The organism is Aestuariibaculum marinum (genome assembly GCF_014596975.1).
Lineage (GTDB): Bacteria > Bacteroidota > Bacteroidia > Flavobacteriales > Flavobacteriaceae > Aestuariibaculum > Aestuariibaculum marinum.
The window spans coordinates 1-761 of record NZ_JACVXD010000038.1; the positions used below are offsets into that span (position 1 = coordinate 1).

The following is a 761-nucleotide window of genomic DNA, read 5'->3' on the forward strand; positions in this document are numbered from 1 at the left end:
ACCGTATAACATAACCTTATTTCTCTCTTTTGTTCTTTCTGATTAATACTTTAAAATTAACAGATTGTAAACTTAAGTTGTATGAAAATTAATCAATTTATTCTAACTACTTTATGTAGCGCCTCTCTTTTGGCATGTATTTCAAAAGAAAAGAAAGAAACTACCGAAGCTTATGAGACAGTTGAAGTGAAAGAAGTCGCCATTAATCCCGTTAAACTCGGTGAGCATTTAGTGAATGCCATTGGTTGTCACGACTGTCATACGCCTAAAAAATTTACAGAAAAAGGGATGGAACTCGATTTTGATCGCTTACTTTCTGGTCATCCTGCTGATGAAGTCTTACCGCCTTACGATGAAGAAACAGCTAAATCCTACCTCTTATTTAATATGGGATTAACAGCCGCAACAGGTCCTTGGGGCACCTCCTTTGGTGCGAATTTAACACCTGATGCCACAGGAATAGGCTCCTGGAGTGAAGAGCAGTTTTTAACTGCCATAAAAAAAGGACTCTATAAAGGCATGGAAGGCAGCAGACCGCTTTTACCGCCAATGCCTTGGCAATCGTATAAAAACTTACCCGACGAGGATTTAAAAGCCATTTTCGCGTATTTAAAAACAATTAAGCCCATCGAAAATATAGTGCCAAACAATATTCCTCCTAAAATGAATTAATAAAATATAGCAACTAAACCACTATGGACTTGAAGTCCATAGGTTTGTTACACGAGGGACTAAAGTCCCTCTTTCTTACTCTAATATGA

General features: G+C 37.5%; 1 protein-coding gene. It reads left to right on the plus strand.

Annotated elements, in window-relative coordinates:
* Positions 1-81: 81 nt before the first annotated feature.
* Positions 82-672 carry a c-type cytochrome gene (locus ICJ85_RS16120; RefSeq protein WP_188224824.1) on the plus strand — a complete coding sequence of 197 codons (591 nt, stop codon included), beginning with the start codon at positions 82-84 and terminating at the stop codon, positions 670-672.
* Positions 673-761: the final 89 nt, after the last annotated feature.

Excerpts from the sequence above, each read along its gene's own strand:
- ICJ85_RS16120 (WP_188224824.1), top strand. The coding sequence starts at position 82 with ATGAAAATTAATCAATTTATTCTAACTACTTTATGTAGCGCCTCTCTT.